12 protein-coding genes are annotated in these 17,759 nt (G+C 45.4%); 4 read left to right on the top strand and 8 right to left on the bottom strand.

Going from position 1 to position 17,759, the window contains the following annotated elements; all coding sequences use genetic code 11:
• Positions 1–38: 38 nt before the first annotated feature.
• The 4 genes from GWR21_RS28080 to GWR21_RS28095 form a co-directional block, all read right to left on the bottom strand.
• Entirely contained in the window at positions 39–4,577 is a 4,539-nt protein-coding gene (locus GWR21_RS28080) for a TonB-dependent receptor plug domain-containing protein (protein ID WP_162335016.1), read from the bottom strand.
• Between the two features lie 4 nt (positions 4,578–4,581).
• Positions 4,582–7,119 (bottom strand): hypothetical protein, encoded by a 2,538-nt coding sequence (locus GWR21_RS28085; RefSeq protein WP_162335017.1) that lies wholly within the window; start codon positions 7,117–7,119, stop codon positions 4,582–4,584.
• 199 nt (positions 7,120–7,318) lie between these two features.
• Positions 7,319–8,878, bottom strand: coding sequence for a c-type cytochrome (locus GWR21_RS28090; RefSeq protein ID WP_162335018.1), 1,560 nt, complete (start codon positions 8,876–8,878; stop codon positions 7,319–7,321).
• An 86-nt stretch (positions 8,879–8,964) separates the two neighbouring features.
• Complete coding sequence (locus tag GWR21_RS28095; RefSeq protein WP_162335019.1) at positions 8,965–9,849, bottom strand: DUF4349 domain-containing protein; 885 nt, start codon at positions 9,847–9,849, stop codon at positions 8,965–8,967.
• 110 nt (positions 9,850–9,959) lie between these two features.
• On the opposite strand from GWR21_RS28095, the gene GWR21_RS28100 reads away from it, so the two are divergent.
• Positions 9,960–10,241 carry a hypothetical protein gene (locus tag GWR21_RS28100; RefSeq protein ID WP_162335020.1) on the top strand — a complete coding sequence of 94 codons (282 nt, stop codon included), beginning with the start codon at positions 9,960–9,962 and terminating at the stop codon, positions 10,239–10,241.
• Here the strand turns inward: GWR21_RS28100 and GWR21_RS28105 are convergent, their stop codons facing one another.
• Entirely contained in the window at positions 10,242–10,469 is a 228-nt protein-coding gene (locus tag GWR21_RS28105; RefSeq protein ID WP_162335021.1) for a hypothetical protein, read from the bottom strand.
• A gap of 67 nt (positions 10,470–10,536) precedes the next feature.
• On the opposite strand from GWR21_RS28105, the gene GWR21_RS28110 reads away from it, so the two are divergent.
• A complete protein-coding gene (locus GWR21_RS28110; RefSeq protein WP_162335022.1) occupies positions 10,537–11,619 on the top strand; it encodes a metallophosphoesterase in 1,083 nt (360 codons plus the stop codon).
• A gap of 81 nt (positions 11,620–11,700) precedes the next feature.
• Here GWR21_RS28110 and GWR21_RS28115 read toward each other — a convergent pair whose 3' ends face one another.
• The 3 genes from GWR21_RS28115 to GWR21_RS28125 form a co-directional block, all read right to left on the bottom strand.
• Positions 11,701–12,684, bottom strand: coding sequence for an aldo/keto reductase (locus tag GWR21_RS28115; RefSeq protein WP_162335023.1), 984 nt, complete (start codon positions 12,682–12,684; stop codon positions 11,701–11,703).
• A 261-nt stretch (positions 12,685–12,945) separates the two neighbouring features.
• Positions 12,946–13,788, bottom strand: coding sequence for a hypothetical protein (locus GWR21_RS28120; RefSeq protein WP_162335024.1), 843 nt, complete (start codon positions 13,786–13,788; stop codon positions 12,946–12,948).
• Positions 13,789–13,905: 117 nt separating this feature from the next.
• Complete coding sequence (locus GWR21_RS28125) at positions 13,906–14,631, bottom strand: DUF4197 domain-containing protein (RefSeq protein ID WP_162335025.1); 726 nt, start codon at positions 14,629–14,631, stop codon at positions 13,906–13,908.
• A 386-nt stretch (positions 14,632–15,017) separates the two neighbouring features.
• Here GWR21_RS28125 and GWR21_RS28130 point away from each other — a divergent pair, with 386 nt between their 5' ends.
• Positions 15,018–15,854 carry a DUF1266 domain-containing protein gene (locus tag GWR21_RS28130; RefSeq protein ID WP_162335026.1) on the top strand — a complete coding sequence of 279 codons (837 nt, stop codon included), beginning with the start codon at positions 15,018–15,020 and terminating at the stop codon, positions 15,852–15,854.
• A 628-nt stretch (positions 15,855–16,482) separates the two neighbouring features.
• Positions 16,483–17,658, top strand: a complete 1,176-nt coding sequence (locus GWR21_RS28135; RefSeq protein WP_162335027.1) for an MFS transporter — start codon at positions 16,483–16,485, stop codon at positions 17,656–17,658.
• Positions 17,659–17,759: the final 101 nt, after the last annotated feature.

Raw genomic sequence — 17,759 nt, forward strand, 5'->3', positions numbered from 1 at the left:
CGGGCAGCCGCATTGCCATCAATTGCATACAACAGTAATTATTCTATAGTAATTGCTGTACCAGATATCCAGTGTTTGAATTCCGGCGTATAATATAAGTACACAGTACTTGCTTTTCCTTTGTAATTGCCGCCTATTTCTGCTTTCAGGTCAAAGTTGACCGTCTTTGTTTCTCCCGGTGCAAATCCCATCCAGTACAACACCAGGTAGTTGTCGAATATTTCATAGTATGCGATCTTCTCCTGTTCCAGGATCTCTTTCAACTGCCATGGCTGTACGGTAAGCCCTGCCGGAATACCCACTTTCGCAATGCTCATCGGCTGAAGGATATCTTTGGTGTTCGTAACTTTTACCTGCATCCGGACTGTTTCACCCACCCTGGTACTCGAGTCCGAAAGACTGGTGGATATTTTTAATTCTGCCTGAGGATCGGTAGGGGGAAGGGATGTATAGTAGGCCAGTTCCAGCTGATAAGGCGCATTGATGTTTTCGTCTTTATATCTGATAGAAAAGACGTTGTTACCATCCCTGATGTTATCAACTGCTGATTGTGGCTGACTACCTAGGAAGACGGTTTTGTTATTTACTTTGATCTCCATCTGGGAGGCAGCTATTTTATCTCCTATTATTTTCTGATATTCGACTATTGCCTGTAATGCGAGTACTGTAGCCTGTGTAGAGCCATAGCCGTAATACTTTTTCTCCTTCATGATGCCTGTTATCAGGTCGGCAATGGCCCCCATATCAGGCGTTTGCTCCTTCATCAGGGCCAGGGCATATAGAGCAATGGTCTCTACACGCAGAGAAGTGTTTCTTGAGTTTGTTACACTTGTTGCTGATTGCAGTTTCGCCTGTTTAGCTGCTGATAATAACTGGTTAAAGTCATTCAGCTGACCCATATGATGAGCAGCGAGTGCCATCATGGATGACAGGTAAGCATCCTTGCTTTCCATGGCCTGTTTGACAGCGGTGTTATATTCTTTCTGTATCTCTGTCTTCACACCCGCTGCTGTCAAAGCATAAACAATGTAGCAACCGGCAATGTGATCCGGAACAGATGCAAAAGCGTCCAGGCCCTGTTTATGGATCTGAAAGTTACCTTTGCCATCGCGACGGCTGAGCAGGAACTTCTTCGTACGCGCCAGCATCTGTTTGTCTACATGGAGGAATTCGCTCATAGCTGTAAATTCCAGTAAGCCATAGGCTGTCAATGCTTCATGCGGTGGCGTACGACCAAACCATTCGAAGCCGTTTTGTGCTGTCTCAAAGCCTATCAGCCGCTTGTAGCCCGCTTTAAGATAGTCCATGGCCTTATTCTCTACTGTCAGATTACGGTTCCCGGAATTACGCAGGAACCTGAGAATATAGATGTTGGGATAGGTGGTGGATGATGTTTGTTCAAAACAACCATATGGCTCTCTAAGCATGGATTCGATATCGCTTAGTAACCGGTCTTCTATTTTATTAAAGACCTTTAGCTCGGTCGCCAGGGTGCCTTCCATCATATGATCAACTGTAAACTTTGTCTCGGAGGATTTGTTGCCTGATAGTGTCGTGATAACAGGAAATCCATTGCTGACTATTTTTACCGGAAGGGAAATAAATTCTCTGCGTTTATCTGCTGTAACGATGAATTCGAAATTGCCCTTTACAGCAGATTTAGCTTTTACTGTGATCAGGACCTGTACTGAACTGTCGGCCGGAACACTTACTGAATCAGGATGAGGCTCCTGCGTAACATTATAAGGTAGCAGTGCCAGGACTTTCGCAGTGACCGCCTTTTCAGTATTATTCCTGATGACAAGCGGAATGCGTACCACATCTCCCGTTGTCATATAAGGTGGTATTTTAGCATCTACCATTAATGGAGACTTCACCGAATAGGTCTTTTCACTTCTGCCCAGTTTGCCGTTATACCCAATACCCTCAGCTATTGCACGAAATGTTGTGTTAGCATCAGAGTTGTAAAACTCCACAGTGGCATCTCCTTTATTATCAGTCTGTACCACCGGATTCCAGTAAATAGTTTCTCTGAAATCATCCCTCACCTGGGTCTCAGGAGAAAGATATTTTGGTGCATAGAAACCTTTTGTAACGGTATACCTGTCCTGTTTAAGCTGAATCGCTTTTGATGTATAATAGTAAGTCGGCTCTAAATTAATAATGGTAGATGGATAGTTCTCTTTCCTGGAAGTGATCAGTATGACGCCGTTTGCGCCCTGGCTACCGTAGAGTGCCGTTGCTGAGGCATCTTTTAGAATGGTAATAGAAACAATGTCCGCAGGATTGATCGCATCAGATAACTTGTCAACAGGAATACCGTCCAGTAGTATCAGCGGCTGATTGCTGTTTGAAATGGATTGTGATCCTCTGATATGAAACTCGTCGCTGTTGTAGAGCTGATTAGTCTTAATTTCGAGGCCGGCTACTCTTCCATACAACATGTTGCTTACGTTCGTAACAATTTCCTGACTGTTCACGGTCGTAACTGCACCCGCCAGTTGTTGTTTTCTTTGCGTACCATACCCGATCACTACTACTTCTTCCAGCTTTCTATCTGCATCTTTGGCCCACTCCATAACATCCTGTTTGGGTATATCCAGTGCGAAGAATCCGTTCAATCCTTTGTCAATGTTCTTATTTACGTCAGCCATTAGCGGCGCTGGCAGACGATCATCAGCAAACGGATCTTTTAGTTTTTTTGCTGGTGTGGGAATGTATTCAGCTCCCTGCATCACTCCCCTGATATAGACATGTTCTTTTTTATTTACTGAGCGGGCCATAATATAATAGTTGGCCGCTGGTGTTATATCGGTAAAGAAGAACTTGCCGTCTTCTCCTGTTTCCTGTTTAATGATCTTGCTGGCTGCTGTATTGTTTTTGTCGAAGCTACGGATGAGATATACAGTTGACTTAACCGGCTTGTCATTGATGTCGGCTATCACACCGCTGAGTATATTACTTAGATCAGCTCCGAATTTGGGCTGTCCGGTTCTTTCCACATGATCGATATAGTCAAAATACCGATAGCCATGTGTTAGCATCACCAGGTCGAGTGATGATGCCGCTGCTTTTTTGTCTTGCCTGAAATAGAACTGTGGTTCTTCTATCTTTCCATGCAGCTCTGAGCTCATGAGTAGCCAGGAGAGAATATGGTCCTGCTTATCATCTGCCAGTGACCATAATTTGTCATCTATCACAGTGAGTGAGAAATTTGATGCAACAGGCTGTCCCGTTTCGTCAACTGTTTTCAGGTGTAGTGTTACTTTTTCTCTGGGCTGGTATCTCTCTTTATCAGTAGTGATCTTTACATTCAGTATCCTGTCGGCATGCAGGAATACGATCCTTTCCGCCAGTGGAATACGTGTTGCTGTAGTAATGGTAAATCTGGCGATGCCGGTGGGGAATGTAGCCGGATCTATTTCTACCACCTGTGTACCTTTTTGCAAAGAGAGTTCCTTGTAATAATGCACATCGTTTTTACTTTGGGCTACCAGTCTGATGTCAATATCCCGGGTGGTCGTAATACTCACCTGCAGCAGCTTTTCCTTGCGTCTGATATGCATCACCAGTCCCTGTCTGGAAACGGCTGGCAGATCAAAATGCTGCACTACACCGGCTGGTTTAAGCAATACTGCCCTGTAACTTCTTCCTTCCTGCGGGGTAAACGCTACCTGTCCCATGCCATCATGTGTACTTTCAAAAGAGGTGATAGTATTATTCAGCTCATCCTTTATCAGACCCTTTACATCCGCTGGTTTCCCAAATTCATTGATCGCCTTGAATGCAACGTTAGCAGGAATGCCCGCGATAAATGTTCCACCTTCCGGCATGAATTGCAGGTCAATTTTATTCACTATGATTGGAATGCTTCTGGATATGGCTTCCGTATATCCATCAACATTAACGGTGACATTCAATAAACCGTCGCTGGAATTTAAGTCAGCCGGCAATTTGAAACGGATAGCTGCCTTGCCACGGCTATCTGTTCTAACGGCATCCGTTATAATGGTTTGCCCCTGTATCGAAACAGTGTATTTCGCGCTGTATCCCGGAATCGGGCGATCCCCCAGGTCGCGGATAGCATAGGCAGCAGTCACTTCATCACCGGGGCCATAACCTTTTTCAGGAAACTCGAGTTTCATGAGTACCCTCGGAGCAAGTACGCTTTGTACAGTGATCTCTTTTGTGAACCACGTATTCTCTTTTTCATTCTGCATCCAGTTAGAATAAGCCCTGATCTTATACATACCGCCGGGCACTTCTTCGCCGAACTGAAAACTGCCTTCAGCGTATCCATCTTCTATATGATAGTTCTGTTTCTCAACGATACTTCCTGACGGACCAATGATCTCTACATACACTACGTTACTCAGTACAGAGATGAAGTTGTTTTTTGCGTTCACCAGGTATATCTTAAAGAAAAGTTCTTCACCTGGTTTAAAGAATACGTGATTCGTCTGTATATATATCTTCTCTTTGTTTTGAGCGTAGTCTGCAAGTTGCCCTTTACTGCTGCCACAAAGGAGTAGCAGTATCAGCATGAGTAGCTGAAATCCTTTTATATTATTCTTCATCGTCTTAGAATTGATAGGTAACATTAAATCCGAAGGTCTTTACAGCAGGAAGGTTGAAGTAGTCCAGTCCCGTGGTATTGGGTTGATCGTATAGTAATTGTCCCGGATCTGCGCCTTTGTACGGAGACCATAAAAGGATGTTCTGTACATAGGTCGCCAGATAGAAGAGTTGATGGCTTTTTTTGAGATTTATTCTATAGGTGATGTTGAATGTATTCAATCTGATGTAATCGGTGCGCCGGATATATTCTTCTGCAATACCGGTCAGGCCATTCCTGGTCCAGCGGTTAGACGTTACAGGCTTTGCCGGATCATAGAATACAACAGGTATATCATTCACATGTCCATCCTGTTTTACACCCTGGAATACATAACCTGTTGTATTCCTTTCTGCGCCTGTCGTTGCCGAACGGCCATAGTAATCCAGCGCCGCCTGTGTTCCATTCCATGCCTGACCACCTTTTTTCCACTCCAGGTTGGTTTGTACAGAGAATTTTTTCCAGAAGATGGTATTGCTGGCTTTTATGACAAAATCAGGAATGGTATTACCTATTACTTTTGGTGACTGATCTGCCAATGGAAACCCATCGTCTCCGATAACAATATTGCCGGCTGCATCTCTTTTGTATGCATTTCCCACTATCACGCCCAGGGGTTGCCCTTCTACCAATGTCTTGTATACACTGCTGAAGCCCGCAATAGGCGTATAATTATATCCATCACGCACTTTGGTGACATCTGTACGGTATTTGAAGAACGACAGGGTGGTGTTTGTATTTATATTTCTGCTGATGGACTTATTATAAAGATGTATAGACAGTTCCAGCCCCTTCGTTGTCATATCAGCCATGTTCTTCAGCTGTAACTGACCATTTTCATATATAGGGAGCACATCGTTGCTGATATTTTTAGTATAAAAATTACCATCCAGATAGATGTTTTGGTAGGAAAGGCTGAGTTTACCGTTCCATTCCTTCGCCTGTATGGGAGACAGCTGGCTGTATCCGTTGACTTCCGTTACCGGTCTGTAGTTGAATAGCTGGCCGGGTGTATACTGTAGCAGATTGGTATAGGTAAGCGATTTATTGATTTGCAGTTCACTATTGACAACGTGATAGGAAGATGACAGATCCAGTACGAGATCACCTGGAAGATCATCAAATCGGAAGCCAAGGTCCAGTGCAGGCAGGAGGAAACTATTCCTGCTGCAGGTATTGGAGATATAGGCTTTATTACCCGTGTTCAGTTTGATGGTGATGCCCCTTGCTGTGTAGGTGCTGGCCATATTCAGGAACAGGTCTTGTGAGGTACGCTGATAGTTGTAGGTTTTGTTTTCCGGCAGATAAGCAATGCGTGTATTGGCATTGCCATAAATATGATGCAGCTGGGCTTTTGTTTTAAAATGATTGTTGTTGTATTCTATCTCCCTGACTACATTGGACTGGATCATATACAGCCGGTCACGTTTATTTCTGTCAGTATACATGCCTGCATTCCATCCGGAGGTACCGGGCCTGAATTGTTCGATATTATTTTCCTGTTTATCATTCAGTGACTGTATCATACCTGCCTGCCATTTCCTTGTCTGCAGGGATAAGGTGAGTGCGGCATTATGTTCGTGTTCTTTATATCCGTTATCGTTATCTCTGAGCAGGAACCAGGGATTATCGGCCTCTGCGCTATAACTCCGTTGTCCTTCGCCTAAGGTTACCTGTTGCTGATTGTCGAATGTGGCTGGCGTAAGCAGGGCGTTCTGATACGCTCTGTTCAGTATGCCGTTTCGGTTGCCGGTAGTTCGGATCTCCTGGCTGAACATGTAGGTTCCCTTTACGGTCAGCCATTTGATATTTGTGCTGATATCGCTGCTCAGACTGTTAGAGGAGCCTTTGTTTTCCCGGATGATGAACTGTTTGTCTTCGCGTGCCAGCTTCAGATTAAATGTCCAGGTACGGTGACCATATCGGTGCAGTGCTGACTGGATTTTCATTTGATGTGAATGAGACAGCGCCGGACGGAAGATATCTTCTGTGTATATATTCGCTGCTTTGCCATTTCCCTGGCCGGATGGGACCAGTTTTCCGTATTGATCATAGGGATAGGGATTACCGTCAAATTCAAGTGAGCTCACTGCCGGGCCGTAGCTGAATAATTCTCCTGTTTCGGGTCCTCTCCATTGCAGTGAACCATTATCTGACCTGCCCTGTGCATAGGTTTCCTGCAAGCGGGGCATTCTGTTATGGGTCTGTAACTCAATGGTGCCACTATAGGAGCCTGATAGGGTTATATAACGGCTTAAAGACGGTGATATCTGTATTTCATCACCAGTGGTCTTCAGTCTCCTTATAGCTACGTTAGGCGAGAATTGTCCTTTGAGTGTGTAGGTTGTATTTCTCGCATTCGCGACAGAATCCACAGGATCAATGCCACCCCTCAGTTTTCTGATCTGTTGCTGATAGTCCTTCGATACGACATGATCTACCCGGGTCTTTACCTGGGCAGTCAGTAGGGTTGGGAAAAAGAGAAGGAGTATAGTGTATTTCAAGGTATCAGATTTTAGGTTACATAAATATAGATTTATTCTCCTGGTTGATATGCTGACTGTATGATGCACCAATTTTTCTGATTCCATAAAATAGATCAGAAAAATTATAAGATGTTGATTCTGATATGGTTGATAAAAAACTAACCCGGCACAGATGCTTTCTGGCCGGGTCTTCTTGTTGTATAGGGATAGATGGAATTTATTTTCTAACAGCAGCGGAGTCAGTTGCCGTCGTGCAATTACAAAGTGCTACCTGGTCTCTCACCCGGTCAGCCTCTATGGCGATTCGTTTTTGTTCGGCAGTTAGCTGCAGCTTGTTAATTTTTAATGTAAGATCTGGTAGTCTCAATCTTTTAATTTCTTCATAGATCGTTTTTTCATCTGAAGGCTGGATCGCTATATCAATTATCTGCTTCTCTTCAATAATAAAACGTTTCGAACCAAAATATAGCTGCGCTTTACCGGTATTTTCTGCAAAAGAGACCACAAAGGCTTCTGCTCCCAATGGAAGTGATATTTCGCCGTCGTTTTTGTAGAATCCGTAGGTCTTCCCGTCTTTTTGCAGTCCACCCTGGAGCACAACCTTTTCAGCCGGGATCAGCAGGAATACGGCGACGTTCTGGTCTTTCATCTCATTGACAGTTACGGAAAGGTGGCAGGGGCTGAAGCCTGGCAGGTCCTTCGTCAGGACATCTATATTATACCATCCCGGCGCATTGATAGTGAAATTATAATATACACCAGTTTTCCGTTCGGGTATTACCTGATCTGGTGCTGGCTGAAGGGGGGTGAAGATAATTTCGTCTCCACTTACAACAGATGGGAGAGAAATCCCGGTCTGGCTGAAGGAATTCACAACCGTAAATTCCTGACCTTCTCTTGCGCCAGTCAGATCAGCTGCCAGTTGTACGACCGTTTTATAATAAGCACAGCTGTCCGGGTCAAATGCATGTTGATTACTGTCTTTATATTCCGGATGTTTTTGCGATTCATCGTCAATGTATGCAAACAATGCGTCCATATCATCTTTGGTAAAAGAAATGAAATTTGGCATTACCTGTTTGTTAAATGCATAGAAAAGATTCGCCGCATAACAATGTCCGCTTGCAATCATTTGTGAGCTGTTCGATATAAATGCATAAACGGTGGTAGTATCATATTTCCATCTTTCCATTACATTCGCCAGTGCAGGTCCGGTAACCTGTCTGGTCACGTTGTGACAGGACATACAGTTCTGTTCAAATAATGCCTTGCCATAGATCTTCTTCTTTGCATTTTCCTTTTCCTGTTCCTGGACTGGCAGTGGTTTGGGGTCTTTCCAGTCAATACCTGACGCTTTTACTTCACCCTTGTAGAGCTGCATGCCGTCTACTATTTTGCGTGCCGGTATCTTTACTTTTACCGGCTGATTGAAGCTGAGTTTACTGTTATCGGCTGTATTGATGTAGATCATCCCACCACTACTGAGCGGCTCTCCATTACTTTGCGTGCGTAATCCTGCAGCCAGTATTTGTTCGGGAGTAAGTGCCTCCTTTACTTCCAGTTTAGCGATCTTACTGCCGTCAATATGTAACGCGTTTGCGGGAATCGTTAAGATAGTTCCATCATTGAGTGTTACAGTCGTATCTCTCTCTGTATTGATCTCCAATAGCTGAGAAGGGAGTTGAGATGCGTTCAGAAATGTGGGTACAACAGGTAGGGTGTTACAGCCTGCTAACAGGAATAGCAGACCGCAACAGGTACGGGACATCTTGTTCATAATAGCAGTTTACGGGAATGTAAATTATGGCAGGCCTACCATAGAGAATATGACAGAAATCATGTTCCGTCAAAAGAGCGAAATGATTACAAGGTAGTCAGTTTTTTGCGGAGTACTTTACGGAGCCCTTTGTGGTAGAAATAAAATCCAAGTGCCAGTAACAGGAGGTAAGGCCAGCAGGCGATCAGCAATATAAACAATGCGCCGATGCTTTCCAGTCCTGTGCGTAATGCCATCCGGATCTGTGTGCCGAATCCGGTGCGGGTGATCCTTTCAGGATTAACGATGACCTGCTGGTCAGCCATTTGCGGCTGGAATACCTGTACTGTGAATGTGGCGTAATGTACATCATCCAGGATAGCCATGTTCGCAATTTTTCTGTCAGTTTCTGTCACGTGTTTCTCATCCCTGTAAGCGTCTGCTTCGACTGTGTTGGTAAAAGGAGTCGGCTTTACCGCTGGTGATTTCGGGCCATCATTCTTCATGGAGTTTGATAGATAACTAAGTGTCTTGTCTTCGTCTTTTAACGTCCTGAACTCAATGAACGTAGCCATTGACGTTAATGTGTGTACAACTGAGTCGAGATGTGCAGCTGGTACCCGTAATGTCATTGTTGCTACTGGTGTATACAGCTGTATACGCCTTAATGAATCGGTAGCATACGGCACATCTTTAACAGTAACCTCGTAGTTCTGCATGTTACTCTCTGCTATTATACCATCTACACCTGCTACTACGTGTTCCAGCGCGGATACCGTGTTGAAAACGTTGCTGACGCGGCATCTTACATCTGCAGTACGTACTCTTTTACGTGATGGGGAGTTTAGAGAAGTGATGTCATTGGAAAACGTTGTGGAATCTGCAACAGCTATGGTTGTTGTATCTGCAGCTTCGCTGTAAGAGCTGGTGCCGGCCGAGCATGAGATGGCCAGGAGCGCCATAGGCGCCATGTAACATAGGGAAAAACGCATAAAGTTGTTATTTACTTTTTATACCATGAACCCGCAAAAGGTAACCCTTTAAAGAAATGTTAAAGAACTGGAACTTTTTTTGTGAGGAATAAAAGAGTTAAATTAATAGTATGGTAAGAGTATATTTTAATCCAGATTATACGTTGGGCTTTCCGCTCACCGGCGACGAGGTGAAAATTGAAAATCTGCAGCATATAGCAGATGTAGATGTTGCAGATGTGCGGGAAGCGTATGAGATATGCCAGAATACGGATCAGCCATGGACAGCCAGGGAGGAGGTTACTCCGAATACTGCTGTGGCGGAAGGTACCCGGTCTGTTGCTCCGGGGGACGTATTGGAACTGGATGGAGAGTGGTTCCTGGTAGGACCTGCGGATTTTCAACGTATATGATTACATGGTAGCCAGCTCTATTAACTCACCGATCTCCTTTGCTCTTGGAGTCGCCTGCTCGCCTTCATACCAGTTCTCATTACCTTCACTGTCCGTCTTTACAGAGATATTCAGATGCCCTTCGTCTCCGGCAATATAAACCAAAAAAGAACGCTCCGTTCCCGTGTCTTCCACATCAACCTGTGTGTTCTCTCCGTTATAGTTGATATAAATAGTTTTACGTTGCATACATGTGGATTTTAACTTAACTTCCTGAAATATTGTGCCAGACCATTAAGCAATCTTAGCTTTTATTATGAAGAAATTACTGCGTAACCTCATTATGCGACTATCCCGGCGTTTCTCTTCCAAGCCTGATCAGAAACTGGTATTTGAATCCCTTACGCAACTCTATAAACAGATAGAAAGTGGTAAAACGGATAAGGGACTTGTGCTGACTTACGATTACGAAAAAGCCTCCATCATTATTTTCTCCGATCAGCATAAAGGCGGCAGAGATGGATCGGATGATTTTATGCTGGCAGAGACTTCCTATCTGACTGCATTGCGTTATTACTATGATAAAGGGTTTACCCTGATCAATCTCGGCGACTGTGAGGAACTGTGGGAAAGTAAGCCATCCGTTGTCATAGAGAAGAACCGGTCCGCACTGCTGGAGGAGGCATTGTTCCTTCAGCAGCAACGTTACTATCGCATATTCGGGAATCATGACCTGGAATGGGCCTACCAGATACCAAGAGACCAGTTTCTGAAACCGTTATTTGGTAAGGAGCTGAAGGTATATGAGGGGCTTGCCCTGAAGATGAAATATAAGGATGCCGATGAAACCATATTCCTGGCACATGGACACCAGGGGGATAAGCGTGCCGACGGTAATGCTTTCAGTAAATGGTTCGTCGCTGCTATATGGACGCCGGTGCAACGCTGGCTGAACATACGTCTGGATAATGTATCTGATAGTTTTGATCTTGTAGATAGACATAACGTCATGATGTATGAATGGAGCCAGCAGTACAGGAAGATGCTGCTGATATCAGGGCACACCCATAGGCCGGTTTTTGCTTCTATGGACCATATCGACAGACTAACAAAACAGCTGGAGAAGGCAATGCAGCAGGGAGACCAGGAACGGATAACAGCTATTCAGACCGCATTGGATAAACGAAAGTCAGCGTATGCTGGAAAGGAGTTTGTGAAGACGATGGTCAGCCCCAGTTATTTTAATACCGGCTGCTGTTGCTTCAGTGATGGCGATATCACAGGAATTGAGATCACTGAAGGTGTGATCCGTCTGGTGAAATGGGAGCTGGAAGGAAGGAATGTGAATAGATTAGTGCTGGAAGAAGCGCAACTGGACTATGTTTTTGATCAATTGTAATAAGCAGGAATCAGGAATTTTTGGTGAATATAGCTCTTCCAGTTATCGAAACAGACCAGCCAGTTCCTGATTCCTGATTTTTCATGATCTGTCCACCATCTTCGCCTGCGCCTCCCCATACCTTTCTCCGGTATCAGGGTACCTGGCCAGCAATGCGTCAATTTCTTTTTTATCAGTCTCCGACAAAATAATCTCTACCGAGGCCGCATTTTCTTCCAGGTATTTCCTGCGTTTGGTACCAGGGATAGGTATCAGGTGTTCATCCTGATTCAGTACCCATGCCAGGGCCAGTTGTGCAGCGGTACAGTTTTTATCAGCCGCCAGTGCTGCAAATGCTGCTGCCAGTGACTGATTGTTGTCTGCATGGGCCGTTTGATACCGGGGAAGGGAGCGTCTGAAGTCGTTTTCCTTCAGTGCAGAGAGATCAAGTGTATTGGTCACCAGTCCACGCGCCAGTGGACTGAAAGGGACGAAAGTAATTTTCAGTTCGTTGCACACAGGCAAGATCTCTTTTTCTACGTCTCTTGTCAGTAGCGAATATTCACTTTGTAAGGCGGAAATAGGATGCACTGCATGTGCTTTCCTGATGGAGTTGACACTTGCTTCTGACAATCCGAGGTAACGCACTTTACCTTCTTTCACCAGGTCCGCCATTGCACCTACTGTTTCTTCAATAGGCACATTCGGATCGACACGATGTACATAATACAGGTCAATAACATCTGTCTGTAATCTCCTGAGACTATCTGTCACTGCTTTCCTCATATACGCAGGTGAACCGTCAAAGCCGCCGGCTTTGTCTCCTGTGAATGTGAATCCAAACTTTGTCGCCAGGAATATTTTATCCCGGTTAGGCTTTAATACTTTTGCGACCAGTTCCTCATTTTTTCCATTGGCGTAGATATCTGCAGTATCCCAGAAGGTAACGCCCAGTTCAATAGCACGTTCCAGTGTAGCCATCGATTCTATATCATTCGCTTCTCCATAAGCATGGTTCATGCCCATACACCCCAGTCCTATGGCAGGGAGGGAGATATCCGTATTACCCAGTTTCCTGTATTTCATGAGATCGGTGTTTGTTTGTGTGGGTCCTTCAATACGTATACTAATATACAAAGATCAGGACTTAGTTACGGTCATGATTCCTAATCTCCCTGCTGTTTTTTTGAATAGCGTGTTTCAGTTTACCGGAATTATAGTTCCTGCTTATTGCGTAACAGGATGTATTCCTGCGTATGACGATGACGGTTATAGTACCTGAAACACGCAGATGGAACCATTCAGTCATTGATCGATCCCTATACAATTAGATCATCAAACTCCGGCTCATAACTGAATATGTATATGGTCGTCATGCCTTACCGCACCACACCCGTGAAAACGGATCTTATCACTGTCCAGGCCCAGCCGTGTCCGTAGATGCGGTTCAATGTACACTTTGTGTATCTCCGCATGAGCAGTGATAGTGCTCATCAGCTCCTTCATTCTCATACTATCAAACACATAATGTTGTTTATGCTGCTGCGGAACGATCTGACGCAGGGCATCATAGCATTTATACCCCTGTTCCCTGCAGCGGGCAGCTGTATTCAGCTCTCCCGGTCGTGGTTCTTCGCAAACGCCATATCCGATAATGGATGGCGCATTGTCAGATGGCGCACCACTGGTCTTATCCAGGTATAGAAAAGCCAGGTCCAGCTTTTTGCCATCATTGTGACTCAGATGCGGCAACATCGGATAACTGTTAAAGAAAGGAAATCCGCCATCCAGGTAGTTAACCGTTGTCTCCGGGTGCTGTCTCCCCATTTTATCGGCGATCTCCAGCACGGCTTGTTTTAATGCCGGTCTAACATAGTGTCTGTTCATCAGACAGGTAGCCAGTCGTAACGGCTGCAGATGGCTGGTACGGAATAGGGGTAGTGGTACCTTACCAAAAGGTTTTGCAAGTAACGGAATGACTGCCAGGGTACTGACAACATAGATCAACAGAAAGATTCCCAGTTTCGCCAGCGGCTGTAATACAGGCTGGCTGACCTTACGCATGATCAGCGGATGGGTACGGCGGGATAGCAGGTATATTATACCACCTACCTGTGTAAATACAGTCAGGAGAATGAATACGACAACGTGTGACAGTATCCGGGTAAAGCGGAGCGCTTGTTGAATCATAGTGTGTGACAGCTGGCATTACCAGCAGCTGGGATTTAGGGATAAGGACGTAAAATAATAAAAAAGATGGTCCCGCCTGAACTGACGGGACCACCTTGCTATATAAATTTAGAAAACTTACTGCTGCGTTGCCTGCGCGCTGCCGAATACAGTCTTCAGCAGGTCCGTTACACGCGCGGCAGGGTCCTGCCTGATCTTCTGTTCTTCCGCCGCTACTTCCTGGAAGATGCCGGAAATGGCCTTCTCTGTTACATACGCTGTCAGGTCTGTATTCACCGGCGTAGAGGAAAATTTATTATACACGGTGAACAGGTCAGTCCAGTATTTGGTCGCATCTACTTTTTTCAGCGCTTCACTGATAACAGGTTTGAAAGCTGCTGTCAGGGATGCTGTCGTCTTATCCTTGAAATAGTTGGTAGCAGCATTGTTACCGCCTTTCAGGATTCCCAGCGCATCTGTGATCGTCATCTGTTTGATGGCGTTTATGAAAATAGGAGAGGCAGATTTTGCAGCTTCTTCTGCACCGCGGTTCAGGGAGAGGATGGCTTTATCCACAACACTACCCATACCCAGGTTACGTAAGGTGCTTTCAACCTTCTGTGCTTCTGGTGGCAGCAGGATTTTCAGGGCTGCATTGGCGAAAAAGCCATTAGCAGCAGACAGCTTGTTCGCGCTGTTCTGCGTCCCGATAGTCAATGCTTCCTTCAGACCGGCTGCGATCTGTGTAGAGCTTAGCTGCCCATAGGAAGGCAGGTTATTCAGTATCTGTTGTGAGGTCTCACAACCAGTAGTAGGTAAAATAAGTGCGGCAGCAATAATACATGCAAAAAAGCCTCTTTTCATAATAGATTGTGTTACATTCTTAAATGTTGGTGCGCAAAGATAATTCTCTTTTCCATTCCTTTTTTTCGCTGTTTTCCGGTAACTTTTGTTGCTATAGTCAAGTTATTGCAGGTAAATATTGTGCCAACCGCAGAATAGCAGTCCCAGCCACAGCCGGATACTTTTACAAAAAAACGTGATATTGGGTCCGGGAGCCGGAGGGAAGTGAGGAATATTCAGCGTAAAAATGCGATATTGCAGGGAGTATGAAAGACGTCAAAGCCTGAAAGGCAGATCATTATGCAGGCATATCGTACCTTTTTTTAGTCAGGAGAGAAAAACAGCTTTTAGTAAACTATCAACGCGTCCCCCTTATATACCAGGACGCCGTATTTAACAGATTCCACATGAAAACGTTTATTATCATCGGAGTAGTCGCCGCCGTTTACATTGTATTTGTCATCATAAAATTAATGAAGCTCAACAGCCGTGCGAAGGAAATCGCGACCAAGGCTATGAAGGAGCGTGAGCTGCTGAAGAAAGAGGATGAGGAGCCACTCCTGAGTGAAGATGGTACCTTGTCACTGCATGACAGGCAATATATTGCCTGTGGTGCTAACCAGATCTACCTCCGGGGGGAAAGACTGGATACACTGGAGACGGGCAGCGACCAGGACGAGATCAGGCATATGCTGAGAAAAGACTGGCATATTAATTCCCGCGACAAGTTGCTGAACACCATCGACTGGCTGGCCACCAGTGGTCACCGTGTATATTTCAAGCCCATCTGGCAGATCCTTACCACACTGCCAGTGAGAGATCGCGCTGAAGCCCTCGGCAAGCTGCAACAGCAATTCGCTGCTAAAGGTGATGATGCTTCGATAGAACAGTATGCAGTTAATATCTCTGAATGTTATAAACACCTCCGCGAAATATCCGACTGCTTCGAAGGAAAGAAATGCAAGCTGGATGCCCTCACCTGGGATCTGGGACGCGCCATTAACCTTTGCCGCTGGGGATACGATGCCGGTTTCCTGTCAAGGGAGGAAGCGATGCGTAACATCCGCAAGTTCGGCTGGGAGCTATTGCATAACTACACCAGCTGGGCGAACCTGGGTGAGAACTATCTGATCGGCTTCGCCATGTGGAGCGGGGATATTGAACAACTCGACGAACTGTATGGCGGGCATTGTGATCTGCTGTCTGAAGATAGCAGCCCATGGGTACTGTTGGAAAGTAAATGATCCATTGCAGCTATAAAAAGAGTTTCAGGCATATCAGCGATAGCTGGTATGCCTTTTTTCGTCTCTCTGCCTGTCAGGACGAATAAATCCGCTCCCGGCTACTCTCCTGAATATATAGCGCCGTTAGTTGATCCTTGCCTCCCTGATCACCTAAAGGGCATACAGGTATTACTCCCGGCTCTCTACACAGGGATTACCAGGTATAATCGGCGATAGTTACAAAGTCATGTACTGGTAAGGTATAAGTATTAATGAGGTAAGCTTTCACTTACGTTTCTCCTACGTTTTAAAACGTAAGAGAAACGTAAGTGAAAGCTTACCTCATTAATACCAAATTCAATGTATACTCGCTACTATTGTGTTGTAGTTGCGATCAGCGGTGTTTGAGGACCTGGAGGGGTATATAGCCGGCGATCATAAAATTCCGGTTGAAACCGTATCTTTGTGATACCCCTTTATAAATTCCCTCTCTGCATGCCTTATAATAGCCAGGGCGACGCAGATCACTTCATCAACAGTACCATGGTTACTCATTCATTTAATAGCCGGAATAGCTGTTGTACTATTATTAATTTGCAGACTGAATGGTGATGTTGTCATCAGTACACTTAAAAATTTTAAACAGGAAATGAAGAAGAGCTTATTCCCGCTGATGCTCGGGGGACTGGGGATTGGTACAACAGAATTTGTCATGATGGGCCTGTTGCCAGATATTGCTTCGAATATGCACATCACAATACCGGAAGCAGGACATATGATCTCCGCCTATGCGCTGGGTGTCGTAATAGGTGCACCCTTACTGGTGATGATCAGCGGTAGCTATCCTCCAAAGAAGATCCTGATGGCACTGATGATCGTGTTTACGGCATTTAACAGTTTATCTGCTTTCGCGCCTACACCTGCTACTTTGCTGATGGCCCGCTTTTTCTCCGGACTGCCACATGGTGCATTCTTCGGTGTAGGATCGGTAGTGGCTAGCCGACTGGCTGATAAAGGCAAACAGGCACAGGCCATTTCGATGATGTTTGCCGGACTGACTATCGCCAACCTTTTATTCGTACCGCTGGGTACCTGGGTAGGACACCATTTTATATGGCGGTATACATTCGGTATTGTGGCAGTGATCGGACTGGTCACGATACTGTTCATTAAATTATGGTTACCTGTCCTGCCTGTAGAGGCACCCGATGATAACCGTTCCCGGTTCACCCTGTTCAAAAGCACAGAGACCTGGCTCATCGTGCTGATCACTGCGATCGGTACCGGCGGATTGTTCGCCTGGATCAGTTATATCGCACCGCTGATGACGAACATCTCCCACTTCAATGAAGACAATGTATCAAGTATCATGGTGCTGGCCGGCTTTGGGATGGTGGTAGGTAACTTTATAGGTGGAAAGATGGCGGATAGGTTTGACCCTGCGAAGACATGTGCAGGTCTGCTGATTGCCATGGCCATCACCTTGCTGTGTATCTATTTCTTCTCTGGTAATCAGGTAGTGTCATTACTGCTCACATTCATTGCCGGTGCCCTTTCGATCGCCCTGGCGGCTCCCATCCAGATACTGATGATTGAAACAGCGAAAGGTGCAGAGATGCTGGGCGCTGCTGTGACACAGGCTGCATTTAATATCGGCAACTCCCTGGGTGCCTTTTTCGGTGGATTGCCGCTGACCATAGGCATGGGATATAATGCCCCTGTACTGGTAGGCACATTAATGGCTATGGGAGGCGTAATTTTCGCCTATGTGCTGATCAGGAGACAAGGGGAGGGTGCAATGGCTACACAGCCTGTAAACGGCTAAAAAGAGGGTGTGAATGATTTGTCCGCTATCATTCCCTGCCCTGCATCGCCAATGGGCATCTTTCCGGTATAAAACGGAAAGATGCTGCAATTACGGCAATA

Origin of the sequence: Chitinophaga agri (genome assembly GCF_010093065.1) — a bacterium.
Lineage (GTDB): Bacteria > Bacteroidota > Bacteroidia > Chitinophagales > Chitinophagaceae > Chitinophaga > Chitinophaga agri.